Source organism: Delftia sp. SD018 (assembly GCF_017355445.1).
Classification (GTDB): domain Bacteria; phylum Pseudomonadota; class Gammaproteobacteria; order Burkholderiales; family Burkholderiaceae_C; genus Comamonas; species Comamonas acidovorans.
Map to the genome: position 1 here is coordinate 59,711 of NZ_JADDRN010000010.1, position 24,252 is coordinate 83,962.

20 protein-coding genes and 2 tRNA genes are annotated in these 24,252 nt (G+C 68.2%); 12 read left to right on the forward strand and 10 right to left on the reverse strand.

Annotated features, from left to right (window positions below; translation table 11 throughout):
• Positions 1-661 precede the first annotated feature (661 nt).
• From proV to proX, 3 genes are all read left to right on the forward strand, one after another.
• On the forward strand, positions 662-1,984 hold the full coding sequence (gene proV / locus INR38_RS12140; protein WP_013803248.1) for a glycine betaine/L-proline ABC transporter ATP-binding protein ProV: 1,323 nt from the start codon (positions 662-664) through the stop codon (positions 1,982-1,984).
• On the forward strand, positions 1,981-3,180 hold the full coding sequence (gene proW, locus INR38_RS12145; protein ID WP_207444569.1) for a glycine betaine/L-proline ABC transporter permease ProW: 1,200 nt from the start codon (positions 1,981-1,983) through the stop codon (positions 3,178-3,180). Before proV ends, proW begins: the two co-directional genes overlap by 4 nt.
• Positions 3,181-3,290: 110 nt before the next feature.
• Positions 3,291-4,337, forward strand: coding sequence for a glycine betaine/L-proline ABC transporter substrate-binding protein ProX (gene proX / locus INR38_RS12150; RefSeq protein WP_012204550.1), 1,047 nt, complete (start codon positions 3,291-3,293; stop codon positions 4,335-4,337).
• 44 nt (positions 4,338-4,381) lie between these two features.
• On the opposite strand, the gene INR38_RS12155 is transcribed toward proX, so the two are convergent.
• From INR38_RS12155 to ptsP, 3 genes are read right to left on the reverse strand one after another with little or no spacing between them, the layout of a single operon-like run.
• Entirely contained in the window at positions 4,382-6,109 is a 1,728-nt protein-coding gene (locus INR38_RS12155; protein WP_207444568.1) for a fructose-specific PTS transporter subunit EIIC, read from the reverse strand.
• A 23-nt stretch (positions 6,110-6,132) separates the two neighbouring features.
• Positions 6,133-7,098, reverse strand: coding sequence for a 1-phosphofructokinase family hexose kinase (locus tag INR38_RS12160; protein ID WP_207444567.1), 966 nt, complete (start codon positions 7,096-7,098; stop codon positions 6,133-6,135).
• A complete protein-coding gene (ptsP, locus tag INR38_RS12165; protein WP_207444566.1) occupies positions 7,095-9,638 on the reverse strand; it encodes a phosphoenolpyruvate--protein phosphotransferase in 2,544 nt (847 codons plus the stop codon). Before ptsP ends, INR38_RS12160 begins: the two co-directional genes overlap by 4 nt.
• A gap of 135 nt (positions 9,639-9,773) precedes the next feature.
• Between ptsP and INR38_RS12170 the strand changes: the two genes are divergently transcribed.
• A complete protein-coding gene (locus INR38_RS12170; protein ID WP_013803253.1) occupies positions 9,774-10,760 on the forward strand; it encodes a LacI family DNA-binding transcriptional regulator in 987 nt (328 codons plus the stop codon).
• A gap of 21 nt (positions 10,761-10,781) precedes the next feature.
• On the opposite strand, the gene INR38_RS12175 is transcribed toward INR38_RS12170, so the two are convergent.
• Both INR38_RS12175 and INR38_RS12180 read right to left on the reverse strand, forming a co-directional pair.
• Entirely contained in the window at positions 10,782-12,407 is a 1,626-nt protein-coding gene (locus tag INR38_RS12175) for a SulP family inorganic anion transporter (RefSeq protein ID WP_207444565.1), read from the reverse strand.
• Complete coding sequence (locus tag INR38_RS12180; RefSeq protein ID WP_207444564.1) at positions 12,407-13,045, reverse strand: ParB-like protein; 639 nt, start codon at positions 13,043-13,045, stop codon at positions 12,407-12,409. Before INR38_RS12180 ends, INR38_RS12175 begins: the two co-directional genes overlap by 1 nt.
• A 139-nt stretch (positions 13,046-13,184) precedes the next feature.
• Between INR38_RS12180 and INR38_RS12185 the strand changes: the two genes are divergently transcribed.
• The 4 genes from INR38_RS12185 (at position 13,185) to INR38_RS12200 (ending at position 16,774) form a co-directional block, all read left to right on the forward strand.
• Positions 13,185-13,871 (forward strand): DUF3334 family protein, encoded by a 687-nt coding sequence (locus tag INR38_RS12185; protein WP_012204543.1) that lies wholly within the window; start codon positions 13,185-13,187, stop codon positions 13,869-13,871.
• A gap of 150 nt (positions 13,872-14,021) precedes the next feature.
• A complete protein-coding gene (locus INR38_RS12190; protein ID WP_207475962.1) occupies positions 14,022-14,531 on the forward strand; it encodes a MarR family winged helix-turn-helix transcriptional regulator in 510 nt (169 codons plus the stop codon).
• 1 nt (position 14,532) lies between these two features.
• Complete coding sequence (locus INR38_RS12195; protein WP_099751442.1) at positions 14,533-15,759, forward strand: multidrug effflux MFS transporter; 1,227 nt, start codon at positions 14,533-14,535, stop codon at positions 15,757-15,759.
• 115 nt (positions 15,760-15,874) lie between these two features.
• Complete coding sequence (locus tag INR38_RS12200; RefSeq protein ID WP_012204540.1) at positions 15,875-16,774, forward strand: alpha/beta hydrolase family protein; 900 nt, start codon at positions 15,875-15,877, stop codon at positions 16,772-16,774.
• Between the two features lie 66 nt (positions 16,775-16,840).
• On the opposite strand, the gene fumC is transcribed toward INR38_RS12200, so the two are convergent.
• Complete coding sequence (fumC, locus tag INR38_RS12205; RefSeq protein WP_013803259.1) at positions 16,841-18,232, reverse strand: class II fumarate hydratase; 1,392 nt, start codon at positions 18,230-18,232, stop codon at positions 16,841-16,843.
• A 313-nt stretch (positions 18,233-18,545) separates the two neighbouring features.
• On the opposite strand from fumC, the gene INR38_RS12210 reads away from it, so the two are divergent.
• The 4 genes from INR38_RS12210 to murI all read left to right on the forward strand — a co-directional run bounded on the left by INR38_RS12210 (position 18,546) and on the right by murI (position 22,365).
• Positions 18,546-20,099: a fumarate hydratase gene (locus tag INR38_RS12210; protein ID WP_034391754.1), complete on the forward strand. Its 1,554-nt coding sequence runs from the start codon at positions 18,546-18,548 to the stop codon at positions 20,097-20,099.
• A gap of 100 nt (positions 20,100-20,199) precedes the next feature.
• Complete coding sequence (locus tag INR38_RS12215) at positions 20,200-20,832, forward strand: class I SAM-dependent methyltransferase (RefSeq protein WP_063326648.1); 633 nt, start codon at positions 20,200-20,202, stop codon at positions 20,830-20,832.
• A complete protein-coding gene (locus tag INR38_RS12220) occupies positions 20,829-21,416 on the forward strand; it encodes a GNAT family N-acetyltransferase (RefSeq protein ID WP_207443865.1) in 588 nt (195 codons plus the stop codon). The genes INR38_RS12215 and INR38_RS12220 overlap by 4 nt, the downstream gene beginning before the upstream one ends.
• Positions 21,417-21,474: 58 nt before the next feature.
• Positions 21,475-22,365 carry a glutamate racemase gene (gene murI, locus INR38_RS12225; protein ID WP_207443864.1) on the forward strand — a complete coding sequence of 297 codons (891 nt, stop codon included), beginning with the start codon at positions 21,475-21,477 and terminating at the stop codon, positions 22,363-22,365.
• Between the two features lies 1 nt (position 22,366).
• On the opposite strand, the gene INR38_RS12230 is transcribed toward murI, so the two are convergent.
• The 4 genes from INR38_RS12230 to INR38_RS12245 form a co-directional block, all read right to left on the reverse strand.
• On the reverse strand, positions 22,367-22,978 hold the full coding sequence (locus tag INR38_RS12230; RefSeq protein ID WP_207443863.1) for a YgjP-like metallopeptidase domain-containing protein: 612 nt from the start codon (positions 22,976-22,978) through the stop codon (positions 22,367-22,369).
• 32 nt (positions 22,979-23,010) lie between these two features.
• Positions 23,011-23,637 carry a DUF6806 family protein gene (locus INR38_RS12235; RefSeq protein WP_013803265.1) on the reverse strand — a complete coding sequence of 209 codons (627 nt, stop codon included), beginning with the start codon at positions 23,635-23,637 and terminating at the stop codon, positions 23,011-23,013.
• 329 nt (positions 23,638-23,966) lie between these two features.
• A tRNA-Leu gene (locus INR38_RS12240) sits at positions 23,967-24,057 on the reverse strand.
• Positions 24,058-24,155: 98 nt separating this feature from the next.
• Positions 24,156-24,231 (reverse strand) — tRNA-Gly (locus INR38_RS12245).
• Between the last annotated feature and the right edge of the window lie 21 nt (positions 24,232-24,252).

A 24,252-nucleotide genomic window follows, 5' to 3' on the forward strand; every position in this document is an offset into this window, starting at 1 on the left:
GACACCTGCTGGCGCCCGGCCGGCCAGCGCGCCAGGCACGCTTTTTGCCGCAGATCGGCCCTGAAGCTTTCCTCAAGCTGACGCTTGACCGATTTTATTCATCGATGACAGCATATGCCTTGTGAATAATGGCCTCAATGCTCTCATTAAGTGAGCAAATATTGGCCGGATTGCAGCCCCCAAGGGCTTGAAACAGCCCAAAACAGGCCTTCTTCGGCTCATGCGTTTTGACGCAGTAAAACCTGTTTTATATAATTTCGGCTTCTTTACAACCTGCCAAGCAGGTCATCGGCACCGTCTTCACGGCCTGCCGATACACCCCGGCGGATCGTTGTGCTCCCGGCACAGCCCCGTCAACCGGGCCGAAACTCGGTCCTGATGTTGTGGGGCATCGCGCTGGCTGATCTTCAGCCACGATGCCCGACTGAGACACCGCGCGCCTCGCCGCCGGCTGCTCTCGCCTTCTGGCTCTTGCGCACCGCTTCGCGTGCCATCCGAGCCGCCTCGGGTGCTTTCGCACCTGTTTGAATCCCAGCAACGGGGGACGGCAGTCCTCTGCAGCGAACGGCATCAGGGCTTCATTTTTGGCTTGCGCGCCAGCGTCTTCGCCCGTCGAGGACGCTGGACTGTGTTCCATCTCACCCAAAAGGAGAACGCCACAGTGGCCAAGCAGATCATCATCGATCATGTGTTCAAGGTGTTCGGGGACGACCCCAAGACCGCACTCGACCTCGTTCAACAGGGCCTGAGCAAACAGGAGATCCTGGAGCGCACGGGCCAATCCATCGGCGTGTTCGACGCCAATTTCACCATCGAGGCCGGCGAGATCTTCGTCGTCATGGGCCTGTCGGGCTCGGGCAAGTCCACCCTGGTGCGCATGCTCAACCGCCTCATCGAGCCCACGGCCGGGCGCATCGTGGTCGATGGCCAGGACATCAATGCCCTGAGCGAGCGCGATCTGCGCGCGCTGCGCCGCAAGGACATTTCCATGGTGTTCCAGTCCTTTGCGCTGATGCCGCACATGACGGTGCTGGACAACACGGCCTTCGGCCTGGAGCTGGCCGGCGCCGACAAGGCCGAGCGTCAGAAGCAGGCCCAGGCCGCGCTGGAGCAGGTGGGCCTGGGCGCCTGGGGCGCCAGCTACCCCGACGAGCTGTCGGGCGGCATGCAGCAGCGCGTGGGCCTGGCCCGGGCGCTGGCGTCCGATCCGTCCATCCTGCTGATGGACGAGGCCTTCTCGGCCCTGGACCCCATCATCCGCACGGAGATGCAGTCCGAGCTGCTGCGCCTGCAGCAGATCCAGCGCCGCACCATCGTCTTCATCTCGCATGACCTGGACGAGGCCATGCGCATCGGCGACCGCATCGCCATCATGAAGGACGGCCAGGTGATCCAGGTCGGCACGCCCGACGAGATCCTGCGCAGCCCCGCCGACGACTATGTCCGCAGCTTCGTGCGCGGCGTGGATGCGGCCTCGGTCTTCAAGGCCGGCGACATCGCGCGCCAGGCGCTGACCGTGGTGTCCGAGCACAGCGACCGCGGCTGCCGCGCAGCCCAGCGTCTGCTGGAAGACTCCGACCGCGACTACGCCTATGTGGTCAACGCGCGCCGCCGCTTCCTGGGCGTGGTGTCCTCGCAGTCGCTGCGCGACGCACTGCATGGCCGCCCCGGCATGCTGGGCCTGAGCCACGCCTTCCTGCCCAACGTCGAGCCGCTGTCCGCAGGCACGCCGGTGGCCGAGCTGTTCGGCCCCGTGGCCGCCGCGCCCTGCGCGCTACCGGTGACCAGCGACGACGGCCAGTTCATGGGCGTGGTCAGCCGCACCACCATGCTGCGCTTCCTGGACCGCGACACGCCGCCCGTGCCGCCGCCGCAGGAGATCGTGCCGCCGGTCACGCTCAACCCGCATTTCCCGGCCTCCAACGCCCCCACCGTCGCGCCGACCGTGGAGCCGATCGAACAACGACAAGGAGATGCCGCATGAGCGATGCAACCAACAGCCTGAACCCGAACACCGCCGCTGCCGCCACCGATCCCTGGGCCGATGCGAGCGCAGCCCCTGCTTCCACCGATTCCGCAGCCTCTGCTGCCTCTGCAAGCGCCGATCCCTGGGCCACCGCCGCCACGCCGGCACCCGATGCCTCGGCCGATCCCTGGGGCGCCGCCAGCGGCGGTGATGCCGCAGGCGGTGACTGGCTGGGCGCCTCGGCCGGCTCGGGCGTTCCCGACGACGCCCATGCCAGCCTCTGGCACCAATTGACCACCGACGGCCTGCCCGTGCAGGGCTGGATCAACAGCGGCCTGGAATGGGTGGTCCACCATTTCCGCCCCTTCTTCCAGGCCGTGCGCACGCCCATCGACGGCACGCTGTCGGGCATCACCGATGCCATGCTGGCCCTGCCCTGGCCACTGCTGATCCTGATCCTGACCCTGGTGGCCTGGCAGTTCGCGGGCCGCGCCATGGCCATTGGCGCCGCCATCTCGCTGGTGGTGGTCGCCATGCTGGGCATCTGGCCCGAGGCCATGGTGACGCTGTCCCTGGTGCTGACCTCGCTGGTGTTCTGCATGGTCATCGGCCTGCCTGCGGGGATTTTGCTGGCCTCCAGCGACCGTGCGCAGCGCTGGACACGCCCGCTGCTCGACGCCATGCAGACCACGCCGGCCTTCGTCTACCTGGTGCCCGTGGTGATGCTGTTCGGCATCGGCAACGTGCCCGGCGTGATCGTGACCATCATCTTCGCGCTGCCGCCGCTGATCCGACTGACCAACCTGGGTATCCGCCAGGTGCGCCCCGACCTGATCGAGGCCAGCCGCGCCTATGGCGCATCGCCCTGGCAGTTGCTGTGGAAGGTGCAGCTGCCGCTGGCCATGCCGTCCATCATGGCGGGCGTGAACCAGGCGCTGATGCTGTCGCTGTCCATGGTGGTGATCGCCTCCATGATCGCCGTGGGCGGCCTGGGCCAGATGGTGCTGCGCGGCATCGGCCGCCTGGACATGGGCCTGGCCACCGTGGGCGGACTGGGCATCGTGCTGCTGGCCATCGTGCTGGACCGCATCACCCAGGCCATGGGGCAGACGACCCGTGGCGGTGCGCGCTGGTGGCACAGCGGCCCCGCCGGCTGCATCGCCCGCCTGCTGGGCGCCGGCAACAAGCCGGTCCATCGCGGCAGCACCAGCTGAATGCTTTCACTGCGGCGCGGATGGGCCCACTGCCGCGCCGCCTTCCCGAAAAGCGGCCAGCCGCGCTGGCCGCCCACTCCCCTTTCATCACACAACGGAGGAACCCGAGGATGAACCAAGCCCTGAACCACAACCGACTGCCGACTGCCGCTGCCAGCCACTGGCTGCGCACCGCCACGATGGCTGCCGGCATCGCACTGGCCTGCGCAGGCGCATCGGCCGCCAGCGACCAGCCCGGCAAGGGCGTGAAGGTGTCGCCGCTCAAGAGCTCCATCGCCGAAGAAAGCTTCCAGACCCTGATCGTCATGAAGGCCCTGGAGAAGCTGGGCTACGACGTGCAGCCCTTCCAGGAAGTCGAGTACCCCACGGCCCACGTGGCGATTGCCAATGGCGATGCCACTTTCCTGGCCACGCACTGGAACCCGCTGCACGCCGACTACTACAAGAATGCGGGCGGCGACGCCAAGCTGTTCCGCAAGGGCGTTTACTCGGACAACGCGGCCCAGGGCTACCTGATCGACAAGAAGACGGCCGACGAATACAAGATCACCAATATCGGCCAGTTGAAGGACCCCAAGATCGCCAAGCTGTTCGACTCGGACGGCGACGGCAAGGCCGACCTCACCGGCTGCACGCCGGGCTGGGGCTGCGAGGCCGTGATCGAGCACCACCTGACGGCCTACAAGCTGCGCGACACCGTGACCCACAAGCAGGGCACGTACTCGGCGCTGATCGCCGACACCATCTCGCGCTACAAGGCCGGCAAGCCCATCCTCTACTACACCTGGACGCCCTACTGGGTGAGCAACGTGCTCAAGCCCGGCAAGGACGTGGTGTGGCTGGAGGTGCCCTTCTCCTCGCTGCCCGGCGAGCAGGCCAAGTTCGATACCAAGCTGCCCAACGGCAAGAACTACGGCTTCGTGGTGAACAAGCAGCAGATCGTGGCCAACAAGGCCTTCACCGACAAGCACCCCGACGCCGGCAAGCTGTTCGAGCTGATGCAGCTGCCCGTGGGCGACATCAGCGCGCAGAACCACATGATGAGCCAGGGCCAGAACAAGCCCTCGGACATCAACCGCCATGTGGACGGCTGGATCAAGGCCCACCAGAAGACCTTCGACGGCTGGCTGGAACAGGCCCGCGCCGCAGCCCGCTGAACGCTGCGGGGGGAGCCGCTACAGGCGTTCCCCGGCTTCCGGCTTCAAAGGCCCGCTTCGGCGGGCCTTTTGAACATGCGCAGGGCGATGGCCGTGACCACCACGCCCGCCACCAGCGCCACCGCATACATGGCCACGTGGGTCACGGCGTTGGGAATGGGCGCGACGAAGATGCCGCCATGCGGCACCTTCAGCTCCACACCCGCCAGCATGGACACGGCGCCGGCCACGGCCGAGCCCAGCACCAGGGCCGGAATCGTGCGCAGCGGATCGCGCGCCGCGTAGGGAATGGCCCCCTCGGTGACAAAGGCCAGGCCCAGCACGCCGGCCGAGGCGGCGCTGCCGCGCTCCTCGCGCGTGAAGCGGTCGGCAAACAGGCGCGTGGCCAGGGCCAGCCCCAGCGGCGGCGTCATGCCGGCGATCATGGCTGCAGCCATGGGCGTGTAGACCTGGCTCGCGATCATTCCCGTGGAAAACGCATAGGCGGCCTTGTTCACCGGCCCGCCCATGTCAAAGGCCATCATCGCGCCCAGCAACAGGCCCAGCAGCAAGGCGCTGGCACCCTGCATGCCGCGCAGCCAGGCGCTCAGCCACTGCAGCAGCTCGGCCACGGGCGCACCGACCAGATAGAACATCAGCAGCCCCGTGAACAGGCTGCCCAGCACAGGCAGGATCAGCATGGGCAGCAGGCCCTTGAGCGCCTGCGGCAGCCGGATGTGCGCCGCCATGAAGGCCACGCCGTAGCCGGCGATGAAGCCGGCCGCGATGCCGCCGATGAAGCCTGCGCCCATGCTGGACGCGATCATCCCGCCGATCATGCCCGGCGCAATGCCGGGCCGGTCGGCAATGGAATAGGCGATATAGCCGGCCAGCGCCGGCACCATCAGCGCAAAGCCGCCCTTGGCGCCGATCTGGAACAGCGTCCATCCCAGCGTGCCCTGGTGCGCATCGTCATGGACATAGATGCCGCCCAGCGCAAAGGCCATGGCGATCAGAATGCCGCCCGCCGTGACGAAGGGCAGCATGAAGGACACGCCGGTCATCAGGTGGCGATAGGCACCGCCCTGGGTCCGGGCCGGCGTGGGCGCGGCGCCGCCTGCAGCAGCGCCCACGGCGGCACCATGCACGGTGGCTTCGGCCAGCGCCTTGGCGATCAGCCCCGAGCCGTCGCGTATGGCCGGCTTGGTGCCGCTGCGCAGCAGCGGCTTGCCCGCGAAGCGCGAAAGATCGACCTCGCGGTCGGCGGCGATGATGACCAGGTCGGCCTCGGCAATCTCCTGCGGCGTCAGCGCATCGAGCGCGCCCACCGAGCCTTGCGTCTCCACGCGCATGGCGTGGCCCAGCGCCGCCGCGCCGCGTTGCAGGCCCTCGGCCGCCATGAAGGTATGGGCGATGCCCGTGGGGCAGGAGGTGACGGCCACGATCCGCTTGCCCGTGCGCTGTGCTGCGGGACTGGCGGCAGCGCAGCGTGCAAGCACGCCGGCCGGATCGTCGAGCGCCTCGCGCAGGCTGCAGCGCTCGACGGCGGCCTGCACGAAGCGGGAGGCATCGGCGGCGGTATCTGCATCGTCATCGGTGCCGGCATCCCCCACGATCAGCAATTGCCCGGCCTGCGCGGCGGCATCGGCCGCATGCAGCCCGATCACACCGCCGCTGGCGCGCACTTCCACGGCCAAGGGACGCTGTCCGGCCGCATGGCGCAGGGCTTCGGCGGCCAGCAGCGCTTCGGCGTCATGCCCGGCGGCTGCGATCACCACAAAAAGAGGGTTCATGAAAGCGCCTGAAGAATGGGGGATCACGGCCACTGGCATGGCTCCAGCAGCACGCTGGCGGCCAGGGCCTGGACGCGGTTGGCATCGACTTCGCGTGCGGGTGCGGCCTGCAGCCAGGCCAGCGCGCTGGCCGTGGACAGGCGTGCGGTGTCCGCCAGATCCAGTCCGCGCAGCCGCGCGGCCACCATGCCCGCGACCATGGCATCGCCCGCGCCCACGGAGCTGCCGCGCGCGCGCTGCGGCGGCCGCGCAATCACCGAGCCTTGCGCGCTGGCGAACAGCGCGCCCTCCTCGCCCATGGACACCACGGCCAGCCCCAGCCCTCTGTCCAGCAGACTGCGCGCGGCGGCCAGAAGCGCATCGCGGCCGTCCAGGCGCTGGCCTGTGGCGGCCTGCAACTCCTCCCGGTTGGGCTTGATGGCCCAGGGCATGGCCGCATGGGGGGCCGTGGCCAGGGCGGCGGCCAGGGGGGCCTCGCTGGTGTCCAGCAGCACATCGGCACCGGCGGCCACGGCCTGGGCCTGGAGCCGGGCCCAGCTGTCCGCAGGCAGGCCGGCCGGCAGGCTGCCCGACAGCACCACGGCCAGGCCGGGCCGCAGATACCGGGCCAGCGCGGCCATGACGGCGTCCAGATGCGCTTCGGCCAACACCAGGCCCGGCAGGTTGATGTCCGTGGTCTGGCGTCCGCCATCGGCCACCAGCTTGATGTTGGTGCGCGTCTGGCCCGGCACGCGCAGGCAGGCGTCGGCAATGCCGCGCTGGGCGAACAAGGCCTCGAACATGCCGGCGTTGTCGCTGCCCAGCACGCCCAGCGCGGCCGTGGAAACGCCCAGGCCCGCCAAGGCGGCGGCAACATTGATGCCCTTGCCGCCCGGCGCCTGCACGCTGCCCAATGCGCGCTGCACCTGGCCGGGCAGCAGCGCATCCAGGGTCACGAGCTGGTCTATGGCCGGGTTCAGGGTCACGGTGATGGCTTGCGGGGCGTTCATGCCGTCACCTCCTTGGCCAGGTCCCGCACCTGCGCAGCATCCTCGCAATCCAGCGCCCTGTCTGCCAGCGCCTGCAACTGCCGCAGGCTGGCCGCGCGCAGGCCGGCCTTGACAACGGCGATGTCGTTGGGCGTCATGGACAGCTCGCCCACCCCCAGCCCGGCCAGCAGCAGCGCACCGAACGGGTCGCCGGCCAGTCCGCCACAGACGCCCACGGGGCGTGCGCGGGTGGCAGCACCCTGCACGGTGGCGCGCACCATCCGCAGCACGGCCGGATGCAGGCTGTCCGCCTCGGCCGCCAGTTGCGGGTTCTGGCGGTCCATGGCCAGCACGTACTGGGTCAGGTCGTTCGTGCCGATGGAGAAGAAATCGGCATGGCGGGCCAGTGCGTCGGCCTGCACGGCGGCGGCGGGCACCTCGATCATGATGCCCAGCGGCAGGACCGGGGCGTCCAGTTCGGCACGCAGCCGTTCGCAGGCCGCGCGCAGCGCCAGCAGCTCCTGCACGCTGGTGACCATGGGAAACATCACGGACAGCCTTGCGCCATCGCGAGCCGCCCGGTACAGGGCGCGCATCTGGGGCTCCAGCAGGTCGGGGCGGCGCAGCAGCAGCCGCGCACCGCGCACGCCCAGGAAGGGGTTGTCCTCGCGCGGCAGCTCCAGGTGGGCGACCTGCTTGTCGCCGCCGATGTCCAGCGCGCGAACGATCAGCGGCCGGCCCTCCAGCGCCTGCGCCATGGCGCGGTAGGTTTCGTACTGCTCGTCCTCGCCGGGCGTGCTGCCGCGCTCCAGGAACAGGAATTCCGTGCGCATCAGGCCCACGCCCTCGGCGCCCTGGGACAGGGCCAGCGGCACCTGCTCGGGCAGGTTGACGTTGGCGCAGACTTCGATGCGCACGCCATCGGTGGTGATGGCAGGCAGGCTGCGCTGCGCGGACACGCGTTCCTGCAGCGCCCGCTGCTCGGCCATGTGGGCACGCGCCGAAGCCAGGTCCTGCTCCGAGGGATCAAGGTAGATGCGGCCATTGGCGCCATCGACGATGGCCAGGGCCCCATCGGCCATGCCCAGCACGCCGCCGCCCGCCGCCACGGCGGCCGGCAGCCCCAGCGTGCGCGCGAGTATGGCCGTGTGCGAGGTGGGACTGCCCTGCGCCGTGACCAGCGCGGCCACGCGCGCCGTGTCCAGCTGGGCGGTTTCCGAGGGCGAAAGATCGGCCGCGACCAGGATGCAGCCGCCTTCCGGCAGGCCCTCCGGCCCCGCCGCTGCCAGCGAGGGCTGCAGTTGCACGAGCACGCGCCGGCCCACGTCGCGCAGGTCGGCGGCACGCGCGGCCAGCGCAGGGTTGTCCAGCGCCTGGAGACGGGCAGCACCCTCCTCCACGGCGCGGTCCCAGGCCCAGGCCACGCCGTGGCCCTGGACCATGAACTGACAGGCGCGCGTGATGAGTCCGGTGTCGCCCAGCCACTCAGCCTGCGCGCTGAAGATGGCCGCATCGCCTTCGCCCAGGCGGCGGCGGGTGTCGTCATGCAAGGCGCGCAACTGGCCCTGTGTCTCGGCCAGCGCCGCATGCAGCCGCGCGCCGCCCACGCTGAGTGGCTCGGGCAGGTCGGGGATCTCGGCGGCCTCCACACGCCACTGGTGGATGCGGGCCACAGCCAGCCCCGGGCTGGCGCCCAGGCCCACAAAGGCAGGCCGCGCCAGCGGCGGCAGCCAGCCCGTGGCGGGCGATTCGGCTGCCTTGCGCGCAGCGGCGTCGGCATCGGCACGTTCCTGGGCCACCAGGGCCTGGGCCACGGCACACAGGCGCTGGACCGCGGCCCTGGCGTCGGGGCCCTCTGCCGAGACGGTGACCTTGTCGCCTTCGCGCAGTCCCAGCTGCAGCAGGCTGGCCATCTGCCGCGCATCGGCCACCTCGCCGCCATGGCGCACCTGGATGCGCGAGGCAAAGCCGCGCGCCGCCTCCGCCCAGCGCGTGGCAGGCCGCGCATGCAGGCCGTTGGGATAGGCAATGGTCCATTCGCGCGCCTCGGCCAGGTCCACTGCCGCCGGGCGGGCGGCAGGCGGCGCCGGGTCCGCTTGCCCCTGGAGTACATCAATGACCTGCTGCGCATCGCCCGTGGTGAACAGCGCCTGCAGCCGGGGTGTCTGCAGCAGGCCGGCCAGGCGGCGCAGCAAGGTGATGTGGGCATCGGAGCGTGCCGCCACCGCCACGACCAGATGCACGTTCTGGCCGGCATTCCAATCCAGGCCCTCGCGCACCTGGAGCACGGCCACCGCGTCGCGCAGCACCAGGGCCCGGTCTTCGGCGCGGCCGTGGGGAATGGCCACGCCGTGGCCCAGAAAGGTTTCGGCCTGGGCCTCGCGCGCCTGCATGCCGGTGGCATAGCCAGGGGCCACGCAGCCAAGGTCCTGGAGCAGCCGGGCCGCCTGGGCAATGGCGTCGGCCTTGTCGCGCACCCTGGCGTCCAGGCGCACGGCGATCTGCAGGCCCGCAGGAGCGGTGGGTGCAACCGCCGGGAGGGATGAATGGGCATTGATCATGGCGCGGATTGTGGGAACGTTCCCAACCATCAGTCAATCTGCACTGCAACATAACCTGGCCATAATCCGGCCATAACTCGGCATTTCTTTGGAGTTATCCTCTGCGGCACACCACAACCAACGGGAACGATTGCATTGAGCATCAGCATCAACGATGTGGCCCGTGCGGCCGGGGTTTCCAAATCGACGGTGTCGCGCGCGCTGGCGGGCGGCTCGGTCAGCGAGGAGGTCCGGGCGCGGGTCGCCGCCGCCGTGCAGGCCACGGGCTACCGGCCCAATCTGATGGCGCGCCGGCTGCGCGCGCGCGACGCTGGCCCCATGGGCGTGCTGGTGGCCGACATACGCAACCCGTTTTTCACGGCCCTGATCCGCGCGGTCGAGGCCGAGGCCTATCGCCAGGGCCGGCGCGTGCTGTTGTGCAACACCGACGAAGACCCGCAGCGCGAAGCCATGTACCTGCAGCTCATGCAGGAAGAGCGCATCGCGGGGCTGATCTTTGCGCCCACCCAGGCCAGCCTGCACAAGCTGGAGCGCATGCAGCTGGAGTTCCCCGTCGTCCTGGTGGACCGGGCGGGCGCCCCGGCCTTCCATGACAGCGTGGTGCTGGACAACGCCCAGGCCTGCGCCACCCTGGTCAGGCATCTGGTGGACCAGGGCCGCCGCCGCATTGCAGGCGTCTTCGGCAGCACCAGCAGCACGGCGCGCGAGCGCTGCGACGGCTATCTGGCCGCAATGCGCGATGCGGGCCTGGAGCCCGACTTGCGCCAGTTGCCGCCGACCAGCGATGCCGCCGAGGCCGAGGTCGCGCAATGGCTGCGCCAGCCGCAGCGGCCCGATGCCTTCGTGGCCAGCAACAGCCTGCTGCTGGAAGGCTGCCTGCGCGCGATACGCGCCGCAGGCCTGCGCATCCCCGGCGATGTGGCGCTTGCCGGTTTCGACAACGAGCGCTGGACAGAACTGGTGGCCCCCGCCATCACCGTGATCGAGCAGCCGGTGGAGGCCATGGGCCGCGCCGCATTCGGCCTGCTCATGGAGCGGCTGCACACGCCCGACCTGCCGCTGCGCAAGGTGATCATGCAGGGGCGCTGCATCGTGCGCGAGTCCACGCAGGCGGCGGGCTGAGGGGCTGCGCCGGGGCGGGGATCACGCAGGGATCTGCAACTGGCGCACGGCGTCGTCCACGCTCCAGCCCGCATAGCTGGCGTGCGGCAAGGCCGGATTGCCCACGCGCGCCAGCAGGTCGCGCACGGGGTCCTTGACGCGGGCCAGGGCCAGCGGCACGCCCAGTTGCCGCAACTGGGCCGCGAAGTCGCACAGCGCCTCGACACTGGTGGCATCGAGATCGGCCGAATCTTCCAGGCTCAGCACCACGCCGCGGGGCGAAGGCAGGGATTGAAGCCGCTCCCGGATGGCCGCAAACACCGGGTCGGCATTGCCGAAGAACAGCGGCGCCTCGGGCCGCGCGATCAGCAGGCCGGCCGGCACCACCGCGTCAGGGTGGCGTGCGGCATCGACAAAGTCATGCGTGTCCCCCAGCCTGCCCAGCCAGCTCACATGCGAGCGCGACAGCGTTTGCAGCAGCATGAGCAGGCTGGCCGCAATGGCCAGCAGCAACCCGTCGAGCACGCCCAGCGCCAGCACGGCAAAGAAGGCCAGCACCACGATCAACCGATCCCGCCGCCAGGCGAAGTAAGGGCGCAGCGCGGCAGGGTTCAGCGTGTGGCCCACGGCATGGATGACGATGGCGGCCAGCAGCGGCTGCGGCGTGCGCTCTATCCAGGGCAGCAGCAGCCAGACGGCCAGGCCCACCACGGCGCAGGCCACCAGGCCTGCAGCGCGGCTTTGCGCGCCCGCCACCTCGTTGGCCGAGGTGGCCGAGTAGCCCGCGCCCACGGGCATGCCATGGAACACGCCCGACAGCAGGTTGGCCGCGCCCAGCGCCATCAGGTCGCGGTTGGCATCGACGCGGTCGCCGTGGCGCAGCGCAAAGCTGCGGATGGAGCCATAGGACTCGGCATAGAGGATGAGCGCCATCGCAAAGGCCAGCTCGCCCAGGCGCAGCCATTCGGCGCGCGACAGCGAGGGAATGCCGGGGTTGGAGAAATCCAGCCGTATCGGCCCCACGGCCGCAATGCCCCAGCGTGCGCACCAACCGCCCGCATCCAGCGCAATGCCGGCCGCAAGCACCAGCAAGGCCGCAGGCAGGGCACGCCAGCGGGCCAGCGCACGCATCAGCAGCAACGCCGCAACGGCCATGGCCAGGCCCGCTCCATTCCAGTGCCGCCAGCCGGCCAGCAGCTCCCAGACAAAGCGCGGCAGATCGCCATGCACGGGCTGGAAGGCGACGGCATGCGGGATCTGCTTGACCACGATGGTCAGCGCCAGCCCCAGCGCAAAGCCGCGCAGCACGGGCTTGGCAATGAAATTGGAGACCGCGCCCAGCCGCGCCAGCCCCGCCACCACGAAGAACAGGCCCGTCAGCAACACGATGCCCACGCCCAGCAGCATGCGCTGCTGCGGCGAGGTGCCGGCCATGGACGCCGTGGCCGCCAGCAGCACGGCGGCAGAGGAGGATGTGGCCGAGACGATGGCGAAGCGGCTGGTCCCCAGCAGGCCATAGGCCAGCAGCCCGGCGAACAGCGCAATCACCCCGGCCTGCGGCGGCAGGCCGGCGATGCCGGAATAGGCCACGGCCTCGGGCAGCAGCAGGCCGGCGATGGACAGGCCGGCGCCCCAATCGGCCAAGGCAGGCAGGCCAGGGGCACGCATCAGGATTGCGGGGCAACGACGCCGGACCAGCCCGGCAGGTAGCGCGCCTCGGCGCCGTGCGCCAGGCCCAGGGCCTCGTGCAGGGCCTGATCGGGCAAGGCGACATCGCTCTTGCCACTGCGCAGGTCCTTGGTTGCAAAGCGCGTGCGGAAAAAATCGGCCCAGAGGAATTCGACGAAAGGCGCCGTGTCCTTGGCATAGCCACCGGCCTTGCGCACGGCGCCGGCCAGGCTGCGGTAGGGGTCGTCGCGCAGGCGGTCCAGCTGCTCGGGCATCTTGGCCCAGTCGCATCGGCGGCCGCGCTCGTCATACGGATGGGCCCATTGGTGGAACTCCATCAGGCGCCAGAACATCAGCGGATCGGCCTCGCTGAAATCGGCCAGCTGCATGACCCAGACCTGCTCCACGGACTCCTGCGTCAGCGCCAGCCCCAGGTGGTGGTGGTCAACGATGTAGTGCAGGCCACGCGGTCCCAGCACGGCAGGAAACCAGTGCGAGGCCAGAAGGCCTTCGCGCTCCTTGCGCCTGAGGCGGCTCCACTGGGCGCGCTTGGTCTGCACTTCGGCGGCGCCTATGGTCATCTGCGTGGGACGCAGTGCGTCCAGCGGAACCCGGGTCAGATGCTGCTGTGCTCTCATCGTCCAACCTCCGTTGCATCAAAGGTGCGGACCCGGCGGGCTGCCCGGTCCGACATCCAGAATACGCCTTCGGAGTTACAAATGGTCGCAACAACGGACTTGCACCCATAATCGCTCACAATTTTGTCCCGTTGACCTCATGAACCAGCCCCAACATCCCATCGTCCATGGCACGGAAGACGTGCTGATCAGCCTCTGCAACTCCGTCTCGCGCGTGCTCCAGGTGGCCACGCAGTGCCAGATCCAGTATTCGGGCATGGTGCAACGCATCACCAAGACCAGCCTCAAGCCCGACATCGGCTGCTTTGTCCTGGTGGACGGCGGCTTCTCGGGCCTGGTGATCATCAATTTCTCGGCCGCCGCCGCCATGGAGCTGTACCGCAGCTACATGCTGAGCATGGGCATGGGCGAGGACGACCTGGCCACCTCCTATACCTCGGACGATGTCAGCAACGTCATGGGCGAGCTGATGAACCAGGTGGTGGGCGACTTCACCAGCAAGGTCCAGCGCGAGCTTCAGACCTACATCACCCAGAGCCAGCCCAAGATGATCCGCCTGAACAAGCAGGTCAACCTCAGCGTGGACGCCAACCTCGACTCCCCCGAGGCGCGCCGCGTGACCTTCTACACGGGCAACAACAACATCTTCTATCTCGAACTGGCCATGGACCGCACGGAGTTCATCAAGGTCGTGGACTTCGAGCCCCAGGAGCGCCCCGATCCCGATGCGCTCATGGCCCAGACCGCCGCCAGCGCCCCGGCCGCAGCGCCCGCGCCGGCCGCCAGCACCGACACCGACGAACTGCTCAAGTCGCTGGGCATGTAACTGCCGGCACACGCCCCGGCTTACAACCCAGGCACACAGCCCCGGCACCGCGGGCAAGACCCTGATGCATGCGGATGTATCAGGGCGGCCCCGCAAACGACATCGTTGATATACAGATAATTGGGATGCCAACTATTTGAATATCACCCGATGTCGTCCCCTTCCACCCCCTTCCCGCCCACGCAGGCCGACCCCGCCGCCGTGCAAAGGCATTTCATGTTCACGCTGGGGCAGGTGAACAAGCAGTGGCGCCGCACCCTGGACCGGCTGCTGGCCCCCATGGGACTGACCCAGGCACTGTGGATGCCGCTGATGCACCTGGCGCGCTCGCCCGAGGCCATGCGCCAGAAGGATCTGGCCCACTCCCTGGCGCTGGACAGCTCCTCCGTCGTGCGCCTGGTGGACGGCCTGGCCGCCCAGGGCTGGATAGAGCGCGTGGACGACAGCGACCGCCGCGTCAGAAAAATCCAGCTCACGCCAGCCGGCCATGCCCAGGTAGAAGCCGTGCAGGGCCTGCTGCAGCAGGCGCGCGCCCAGGTGCTGGGCGCCGTGCCGCCCGAGGAACTGGGCGCGGCCTATGCCACGCTGCAGCGCCTGCTGGAGGCCATGGCCGCCGAGCCCACCTCCGACACGGACCTGCCCGACGAGCAGGCTGCCTGAGATGGCGGCCGAGCACTCTTCGCTGCCACCCGCCCAGGACCATGCAGCGGCCAGCCTCAAGGCGCCGCTGTGGCTGCTGGTGATCGTGACCATCGTCGGCACGCTGGCCATGCACATGTTCCTGCCCGCCCTGCCCGATGCGGCACGCCAGCTCCAGGCCGGCGCCAGCCAGATGCAGCTGACCATCACGGTCTACATCCTGGGCCTGGGCGTGGGCCAGCTGATCTATGGCCCGCTGTCGGACAGCCTGGGGCGCCGCCCCATGCTGCTGGCAGGGCTCATCCTCTATGCGCTGGCCAGCCTGGCGGCCTTTCTCGCCCCGTCCGCCCCCTGGCTGATCGGCGCGCGGCTGCTCCAGGCGCTGGGCGGCTGCGCGGGCCTGGCCCTGGGCCGCGCCATTGCGCGCGATTCAAGCACGCCCGAGAACGCCGTGGGCAGCCTGGCGCTGCTCAACCTGATGATGATGATCGGCCCCGGCATCGCGCCGGCCATTGGCTCGGCCATCGACGACGCCCTGGGCTGGCGCGCCATCTTCGGCACGCTGGCCGTGGTCGGCGGCGTGACGGCCTTCGCCATCTGGAAGCTGCTGCCCGAAACCGGCCAGCCCACGGGCCGCCTGCACCTGGGCACCATCCGCGACGACTACCGCAGCCTGCTGCGCTCCCCTGCCTTCGTGGGCTTTGCCGTGGGCGGCGGCTGCGCCACCACGTCCATCTATGCCTTCCTGGCGGCGGCGCCCTTCGTCTTCATCGAGCAGCTGCATTCCACCAAGCATGAGGTGGCCATCTACCTGGGCCTGCTCATGGGCGGCATGGCCGTGGGCAATGCGCTGGCCCGCCAGCTGATACGCCACTGGCCCCTGGAGCGGCTGATGCTCAACGGCAATCTGCTGAGCCTGGCCAGCGCGGCCATGCTGCTGTTGCTGGCCCTGTTCAACCAGCTCACGCCGGCCATCGTGGTGGGGCTGATGGTGCTGTTCGCGCTGGGCTCGGGCCTGACCAGCCCTGCGGCGCTGGCCAGCGCGCTCAGCGTGCATCCGCGCCTCACGGGCTCGGCCGCCGGTGTCTACGGCAGCACCCAGATGGCCGTGGGCGGCCTGTGCACGCTGGGCGCCAGCCTGGGCAGCAACCCGGCCCTGTCGGCCGCACTGGCCCTGGTGGTGGCCTGCGTGCTGGGGCAACTGGGCTTTCGCAGCGCGCTGCGCCACGCGCAGCGGGCGCCCGGCTGAGGGCCACAGTCCCCCAGGCGACGGTCCGGCCGCATGCGGGCCCGAGGCGCACAGGCCCTCGATTACATTGGCGCAGCCGTGGCCAGCCGCTACGGCCCACAGGAGACAAAAAACCATGCGCCAACTTTCCTTTTCCATCGTCCTGCGCCAGGCCGCCACCGGCACGCTGGCAGCCGCCGCGCTGCTGGCCGGCACAGCCGCCCAGGCCGGCTCCATCGAGGCCGCCGAGTTCAAGAGCGCCACGCTGCAGCGCAGCTGGACCTACAACGTCTACCTGCCCACGGGCTACGACGCCCAGTCCAGGCTGCGCTACCCCGTCATGTACCTGCTGCACGGCAATGACGGCCAGCGCAATGACTGGCCCGTCAAGGGCAATCTGCTGCGCACGGTGGACCAGCTGATCCAGAACGGGGAGATCCCGCCCGCCATCATCGTCATGCCCGACGCGGGAACAACCTGGTACGTGGACCTCAAGGAGCCCATGGAGACGGCCTTCTTCCAGGACCTCGTCCCCCATGTCGAGAAGAAGTACCGCACCCTCACCAGCCGCGATGGCCGCGTGATCGGCGGCCTGTCCATGGGCGGCTACGGCGCGCTGCGCTACGTGCTCAAGTACCCCGAGAAATTCCAGGCCGCCGCACTGCTGAGCCCCGCCATCTACAACCCCGAGCCGCCCGCCGATTCCTCGGCACGCTCGGTCAAGGTCTTTGCCGAACCCAATACCGGCGGCCAGTACAGCACCACGGTCTGGAAGAGCTACAACTACCCTGTGCTGTGGGACAGCTTTCTCGCCCGCAAGATCAGCGTGCCCATGTACATCAACTCGGGCGACGACGATGAATTCATGATCGAGTCCGACGCCGCCCAGCTCTACGCCCAGCTGCGCAGGAACAAGCAGCCTGCCGAGCTGCGCATCGTCAACGGCAAGCATGAATGGCCGGTCTGGGAAAGCACCATCGGCGACGCGCTCAAGTATGTGTTCCGCACCGTGCGCCGCCCGCAGGCGGACAACTGAGCCAGGCCATGAAGCAAAAAAAAGGGGAGCCGATCGGCTCCCCTTTTTTGATTGCATCAGCAGGTCTTACAGGTTGCCGACCATCTTGGCAGGGATCACCCAGGCGTCGAACTGTTCGCCGGTCAGGTGGCCGGAAGCCACGGCGGCTTCGCGCAGGCTGGAGCCTTCCTTGTGCGCCTTCTTGGCGATGTAGGCCGCCTTGTCGTAGCCGATGTGCGGGTTCAGCGCCGTCACCAGCATCAGCGAGCGCTGCACCAGCTCGGTGATGCGCTCGCGGTTGGGCTCGATGCCCACGGCGCAGTGGTCGTTGAAGCTCTTCATGCCATCGGCCAGCAGGCGCACGCTCTGCAGGAAGTTGTGCGAGACCATGGGGCGGAACACGTTCAGCTCGAAGTTGCCCGAGGCGCCGCCGAAGTTGATGGCCACGTCGTTGCCGAAGACCTGGGCCGCCAGCATGGTCACGGCTTCGCTCTGCGTGGGATTGACCTTGCCGGGCATGATGGACGAGCCGGGCTCGTTCTCGGGGATGGAGATCTCGCCCAGGCCGCTGCGCGGGCCCGAGGCCAGCCAGCGCACGTCGTTGGCGATCTTCATCATGCTGGCGGCCAGCGTCTTGAGCGCGCCGTGGGCGTGGACCAGGCCGTCGCACGAGGCCAGGGCCTCGAACTTGCTGGGCGCCGTCACGAACGGGTAGCCGGTGAGCTGGGACAGCTCGGCCGCCACGCCCTCGGCATAGCCCTTGGGCGCATTCAGGCCCGTGCCCACGGCCGTGCCGCCCAGCGCCAGCTCGTACAGATGCGGCAGCGCGGCGCGCACATGCTTTTCGCCATGGGCCAACTGGGCCACCCAGCCCGAGATTTCCTGGCCCAGCGTCAGCGGCGTGGCGTCCTGCAGATGGGTGCGGCCGATCTTGACGATGTCGGCATAGGCCTCGCTCTTGGCCTGCAGCGTATTGCGCAGCAGGGCAATGGCGGGCAGCAGCTTTTGCTCGATGGCCGTGACGGCAGCCACGTGCATGGCGGTCGGGAACACGTCGTTGCTCGACTGGCTCTTGTTCACGTCGTCATTGGGGTGGACCAGGCGCGACTCGCCGCGCTCGCCGCCGAGGATTTCGCTGGCGCGGTTGGCCAGCACCTCGTTGACGTTCATGTTGGTCTGCGTGCCCGAGCCGGTCTGCCAGACCACCAGCGGGAACTCGTCCGGGTGCTTGCCGGCGATCACCTCGTCGGCGGCGGCCAGGATGGCCTGGGTCTTCTTCTCGTCCAGCAGGCCCAGCTTGTGGTTGACGGTGGCCGAGGCCTTCTTGACCTGGGCCAGCGCGTGGATGATCTCGCGCGGCTGCTGCTCTCCGCTGATGTCGAAGTTCTGCAGCGAACGCTGCGTCTGCGCACCCCAGAGCTTGTCTGCGGGGACGGCTATGGGTCCGAAAGTGTCTTTTTCCTGGCGGGTCGCGGTCATTGGTATGGACTCCTTGGTGAAAACAACGCGGCGCAGTTGGCTGGAGGCAGGTCGGCGGGCCGCGCAGGACGTGGCTCGGGGATATCTGGCTGGCAGGGCCGCAATGGCAAAAACCCGCTCATGGTAACTCCGTAAATGGGAACCTCTCGCATCCGTCCCCCACTGAGGTGTCGCCGAGGCGGGCTTGTCCAGGCAAACCCCTCGACTCTTGTACAAGACTGCGCCCATTGCGTGCACTTTTCCCCCTGCAGCGCCGATAATCGCCCCCGGGATTCCCCTCCCCTGTTCCCCCGATCAAAAAGACACCCCACCGATGACCACCACGATCCGCCAGCAGGACCTGATCGATTCGATCGCAGGCGCCCTGCAGTACATCAGCTACTACCACCCCGCCGACTACATCGCCCACCTGGCCCGCGCCTACGAACGCGAGCAGAGCCCGGCGGCCAAGGACGCGATGGCCCAGATCCTGACCAACTCCAAGATGTCGGCCACCGGCCACCGCCCGATCTGCCAGGACACCGGCATCGTCAACGTGTTCCTGAAGGTGGGCATGGACGTGCGCTGGGAAGGCTTCACGGGCGGCCTGGAAGACGCCATCAACGAAGGCGTACGCCGCGGCTACAACCACCCCGAGAACACGCTGCGTGCCTCGGTCGTGGCCGATCCGCTGTTCGCGCGCAAGAACACCAAGGACAACACGCCTGCCGTCATCAACGTGCAGATCGTGCCCGGCGACAAGCTGGACGTGACCGTGGCCGCCAAGGGCGGCGGCTCGGAGAACAAGTCCAAGATGATCATGATGAACCCCAGCGACAACCTGGTGGACTGGGTTCTCAAGACCGTTCCGACCATGGGCGCAGGCTGGTGCCCGCCGGGCATGCTGGGCATCGGCATCGGTGGCACCGCCGAGAAGGCCGTGCTGCTGGCCAAGGAAAGCCTGATGGAAGACCTGGACATGTACGAGCTGCAGGCCAAGGCCGCGCGCGGCGAGAAGCTCGACCAGGTCGAGGAACTGCGCCTGGAGCTGTATGAGAAGGTCAACGCCCTGGGCATCGGCGCGCAAGGCCTGGGCGGCCTGGCCACCGTGCTGGACATCAAGATCAAGATGTACCCCACGCACGCGGCCTCCAAGCCCGTGGCCATGATCCCCAACTGCGCGGCCACGCGCCATGCGCACTTCGTGATGGACGGCTCCGGCGCGGTCTACATGGACGCCCCCTCGCTGGACCTGTGGCCCAAGATCGACTGGGAGCCCGACTACAACAAGTCGCGCCGCGTGGACCTCAACGCACTGACCAAGGAAGAAGTGGCCAGCTGGAAGCCCGGCGACACCCTGCTGCTCAACGGCAAGATGCTCACGGGCCGCGATGCCGCCCACAAGCGCATCCAGGACATGCTGGCCAAGGGCGAGAAGCTGCCCGTGGACTTCACCAACCGCGTGATCTACTACGTCGGCCCCGTGGACCCGGTCAAGGACGAAGCCGTGGGCCCCGCAGGCCCCACGACGGCCACCCGCATGGACAAGTTCACCGACATGATGCTGGAGCAGACCGGCCTGATCGCCATGATCGGCAAGGCCGAGCGCGGCCCGGTGGCCATCGAGTCCATCAAGAACCACAAGTCGGCCTACCTGATGGCCGTGGGCGGCGCCGCCTACCTGGTGTCCAAGGCCATCAAGAACGCCAAGGTCGTGGGCTTCGAGGACCTGGGCATGGAAGCCATCTACGAGTTCGACGTGGTGGACATGCCCGTGACCGTGGCCGTGGATGCCGGCGGCACCAGCGCCCACATCACCGGCCCTGCCGAATGGCAAAAGCGCATCGCGTCCGGCGAGTTCAAGACCATTGAGATCGCCTCGGCCTGAAGCCGGCGCCAAGCGCAAAGGGACCGCCTTCGGGCGGTCTTTTCATTGGTGCGGGCATTTGTGACAGACTGCCCGCTGCCTGCAACACAGCCCATTCAACATGACCATCGCGCTCGTCCTCATCGCCCTGCTGGCCGTGACCAGCCTGGCCTGGCGCCTGTCCTCCCGCCGCCATGTCCTGCCCTGCCCGTCCTGGCTGCGCTGGATGGTCGAGCTTGACAACCCCTTCGCGGCCAGCAACAAGGCCGCCTTCATCGTCGGGCAACTGCAGATCCAGCCGGGCATGAAGGTGCTGGACGCAGGCTGCGGCCCGGGCCGCGTCACCCTGCCATTGGCACGTGCCGTCGGCGCGCAGGGACAGGTGCTGGCCGTGGACCTGCAGCCGGCCATGCTCGAACAGGTGGCTGCCAAGGCGCGCGCCCAGGGGCTGGAGAATGTGCGCACCCAGGCGGCTGCGCTGGGCCAGGGGCAGCTCGCAGCCGAGCAGCACGACCGCGCCGTGATGGCCGCCGTGCTGGGAGAGATCCCGGACCGCCAGGCCGCGCTGGCCGATATCTTCCAGAGCCTGCGCCCCGGCGGCCTGCTGGCCGTGGCCGAGCTGGTCTTCGACCCGCATTTCCAGCGCCGCACCAGCGTGGAAAAGCTGGCAGGCGAGGCAGGTTTCATCCCCCACTCCTTCCACGGCCATGCAGCCGCGTATCTGCTGGTACTGCAGCGCCCTCTCCAACCATGACCACCACACATTCCCCTGTAGCGACCCTGCGGACACCGCGCCTGATACTGCGCCAGTGGCGGACCGGCGACCGGCAGCCCTTTGCCGCGCTGAATGCCGCCCCACAGGTCATGGAGCACTTTCCGGCACTGCTCAGCCGTGAACAAAGCGATGCCATGGCAGACAGGATCCAGGCACTGATCGAGGAACGCGGCTGGGGCTTCTGGGCGGCAGAGCACCTTGCCAGCGGCGAGTTCATGGGCTTCATCGGGCTGCATGCTCCCGCCGCGTCTTTGCCGTTCTCGCCCTGCGTGGAAATCGGCTGGCGGCTCGCCCGGCCTTTCTGGGGCCAGGGCCTGGCCAGCGAAGGCGCACGGGCGGCGCTGGAGCACGGCTTCAGCACGTTGCATCTGGAGTCCATCGTCTCGTTCACCGCGCTGTCCAACCTGCGTTCGCAGGCCGTGATGCAGCGCCTGGGCATGGAGCGCGACGCCCATGACTTCGACCATCCGGAGGTGCCGGCAGGCCATGCGCTGCGCAGGCATTGCCTGTACCGCCTGACACATGCCCAATGGCTGCAGCAGCAAGCCATGGCCGCGGCATGAACGCGCCCGAGCGGGCATACTGGGCGCCGCCTCCAAAAGCCTTTATCCGGATCTCCAAATGACCTCCCCGGCCTCTCCCATCGGCGTCTTCGACAGCGGCATCGGCGGCCTCAGCGTGCTGCAGGCGCTGCGCCATGAACTGCCGCATGAGCGCTTCGTCTACCTTGCCGACAGCGGCAATGCACCCTATGGCGATGCGCGTGGCGATGCCTTCGTTCAGCAGCGCACGCGCACCATTGCGCGCCATCTGCGCGAGCAGCACCAGATCAAGGTACTGGTGATCGCCTGCAACACAGCCACGGCAGCGGCCGTGGACATGCTGCGCGCCGAAATGCCCGAACTACCCCTGATCGGCGTGGAGCCCGCCATCAAGCCCGCCTCGCTGTCGAGCCAGACCGGCCACGTGGGCGTGATGGCCACACGCGGCACGGTGAGCAGCGCACGCTTTGCACGCCTGGTGACCGACCATGGCCAGCGCGTGCAATTCCACGTCCAGCCCTGCGACGGACTGGCCAAGGCCATCGAGGAAAGCACGGAGCAACCCGTTCCCGCCGACCCCATGGCCACCGAGGTCGCGCAACTGTGCGCCAAGTATGTGAATGCCCTGGGCAGCTTCGGACAGAAGACGGGTGAGATGGATTCCCTGGTGCTGGGCTGCACCCACTACATATTCGCCCGCGAGCAGTTGCGCACGCTGCTGGGGCCGGACATCCAGTTCATCGACACAGGTGCCCCGGTAGCCCGCCAGACGCGGCGCGTGCTGGATCGCCTGGGCACCCTGGCCAGCGAATCAGGACCCTTGCCCGCGGCAGAGGGCCAGGTCCAGCTGATGACCACGGGATCGCTGCAGGCCCTGCAGTCTGCCGCATCGCGCTGGCTGGAGCTGCCCGCGCAATGCTGCTCGTCCGTTCAGGTCGGCGAATCCAGCGCCGTCCCCACGGCCGCTTGAATCAGGGCTGCGCCTGCCACAGGCGCCGGCCCGAGTGGTCCATCCAGCTCAGGTAAAGCCGCAGTTCGAACTCCAGCTGGTGGTAGTCGGGTTCCATGTGCGTGCACAGCTGGTAGAAGGCCTTGTCGTGGTCGGGCTCGCGCAGATGGGCCAGCTCATGGACGACGATCATGCGCAAGAAAGCCTCGGGCGCCTGCTTGAACAGTGCGCCGATGCGGATCTCATACCGGGCATTGAGGCGGCTTCCCTGCACCACGGTGCGGCGCGTGTGCAGGCCCAGGGCGTTGTGGACCACATGGATGCGGCCGTCGTAGGCCACCTTGTTCAGCGTGCCGGCATTGCGCATGTGCCGGCCCTTGAGGGCATCCACGTAGTCATAGAGGCTCTTGTCCGTGCGCACGGCATGGGCCTCGGGATGCTTGCGCAGCAGCCAGGCCTCGGCCTTGTCATCGGCCAGCCAGCCACGCACCTGTGACTGCAGCGCGGCCGGGTAGGCGGACAGGTAGGGAAGCGGCAGCGCGCCACCGGCCACCTCGCGCCGCTGCTCGCGCTGGCGGCGCACGGTCTCGGTTACTGCTCCGGAATACTTGGGCGTGCTGGCCTGTGCCGCCATGGCTGTACGCTGCGCGGGGCAGCGCCTTGCGCTCAATGCAGGTGGCGAGGGCGGCGGTTGCCGCCGTGGCCCGAACCCGATCCACCCATGCCACGCGGCGGCTTGCCGATCTCCAGCGAACTGACCAGGGCGTCGAAGCGCTGGGAGAACAGCTTGTCGATCTCCTGCACCACGCCACCCAGCTCGGAGCCGTCGAAATGGCGCTCCATCAGGTTGACCACGTCCTGCACCAGCAGATCGCGCTGCACCTGCATGATGGCCGCGGGCGTCGGGCCCACGAAGAGCATGACGAAGTCGTCGCGCGACTCGGCCTCTTCGGACTCCTCTTCCTCGTCGAACTCGGTGTCGTAGAAGGTCACCTCGATGGCCGCGCCCTGCTCGGCCAGCTCGTTGATGCCCATGCACATGTCGTCCAGCGACTGGCGGAAATCCTCGTCACCACGCACGGTCCAGCACACCTGGAGCAGGCGCTCCTTGGTATCGAACTGGATGCCTGGCTCTTCCTCATAGACGCTGCCAGCGCCATCGGCCAGGGAACGGGCCCCCGCATACTTCCACAGCGGACCCAGCGCTTCCTGCAACTGCTCGTAGGTCGTGTCGGGGCGCAGCAGCACTTGGCCGTGCACGTGGATTTCAAATGGAGCGTTGTAATTCGACATGTTCTCGTCTGGGATGAGTTTGGCCACACCTGTCACGCCGCACCATGTGCCACGATCAACGTCAACGGAACGCATGCAGGCATCGCCATCACTGTCTGCCCGAGCCGCGCCATCCAGGCAAGCAGCCCGGGGCCTGATGAATGGATTCTCGCACGTTATGCCAACGGGCAAGGACTTGGCAACGCATGGACACCGTGCAGCGCAGCAAGCGGGCAGGACCGTCGATGCACGTTGCGGCCCGACGCCTGAATTTGCGGAACAGCAGGCGCCTTGGCTGCTTCAATCCGCTACCGTATAGATAGCAACAATGCCTAGTACGTATTGGGTTGTGGTGCCCCGAGCCGGGATCGAACCGGCACGCCCCTGTTCGGAAGCGGCGGATTTTAAGTCCGCAGTGTCTACCAATTTCACCATCGGGGCCCTGCACCGCAGCGTCACAGGTCAGCGCGAACTGCTCACACCTGCAACTGCAGCACCAACGAAAAAGGGAAGCGTTACCGCTTCCCTTTTTTCTGAATTGGAGCGGGAAAACGGGTTCGAACCGTCGACCTCAACCTTGGCAAGGTTGCGCTCTACCAACTGAGCTATTCCCGCGTATCTGTAAAGCTGTGCGCC